The organism is Natrinema soli (genome assembly GCF_028618695.1).
The window spans coordinates 1-982 of sequence record NZ_JAQIVI010000773.1 but is presented as its reverse complement, the minus strand read 5'-3'; the positions used below and the strand labels follow the sequence as shown (position 1 = coordinate 982).

The window sequence follows — 982 nt, the reverse complement described above, 5'->3', positions numbered from 1 at the left end:
CACTCGAAGACTGAGAGCACGGGACCGAACACTTCCTCGCAGCCGACGCGGTCGTCGCCCACGTCGACTTCGCGGATCGACGGCTCGTCCTGCGCCATCCAGACCGTGCCGTCCGCCGCGACCTCGATGTCGAGGACGCCGACGTTCGTCTCGAGGGTCGTCGGTCCGGGCTCGAGTCCCTCGTCGTGAAGGTGGGCGAAGCTGCCGATCGTCGCGTGACCGCAGAGATCGACCTCCTGGGTGGGCGTAAAGTACCGAACGCGACGGTCGGCGTCCTCGCTCGAGCGGAGGAACGCCGTCTCGCTGACGGCCATTTCGGCGGCGATCGCTCGCATCTGGCCGTCCGAGAGGCCGTCCGCGTTCGGAACGACGCCCGCCGGGTTGCCGGTGAGCGGTTCGTCGGTGAAGGCGTCGACCTGCAAGACCCGAATCGTCTCCATACGACGTGGGTGGTGCGACCGGCGTATGAATCCTCGGTCCCGCCGTCGGCGGACGGCGCAGTCAGAGCTCGCCGACCCACGCGGCGATGTCGTCGACGACGCGTTCGGCGACGTTGTTTCGAACGGCGTATGCGAACGCCAGCGACTCGCCCTCGCCCGGCATGAACAGGTGGTTGAGTCCCTCGTACGTCTCGAACGTCGTCGCCGACTTCCCCTCGAGTTCGCGCTCCCACCGCTCGAGGTCGTCGGCCACGGTCACCTGAAAGTCGCGCTCGCCCTGCAGGAACCGGAACGGAACGTCGACCTCGGCCGCAGTCTGGACGTGATCGTACGCCGCGATGCTGTCCCAGAAGGCCCCGGGTCTCCCGAGCAGCCGTTCGTCGGGCTCGTACTCGCCCGTTCGAACCCGCTCGCTCTCGTCGACCCAGGTCTCGTACTTGTCGCGCAGGTCCGCCCACTCGTGGCTCCCGACCGTCGCCTTGTGCTCGAGTTGCTCGAGGGTCAGTTCGCGATACGGCCGCGCCGGCGCGGCCAGCCCGACG

The 982-nt window shown here is 68.3% G+C and carries 2 protein-coding genes; both read right to left on the bottom strand.

Annotated features, from left to right (window positions below; all coding sequences use genetic code 11):
• A partial coding sequence (locus PGX04_RS32055; RefSeq protein WP_273742173.1) for a PhzF family phenazine biosynthesis protein occupies positions 1-440 on the bottom strand: 440 nt, incomplete at its 3' end.
• Positions 441-501: 61 nt separating this feature from the next.
• Positions 502-982, bottom strand: a 481-nt coding sequence (locus tag PGX04_RS32050) for an alpha/beta fold hydrolase (RefSeq protein WP_465263863.1), incomplete at its 5' end; no start/stop codon positions are given.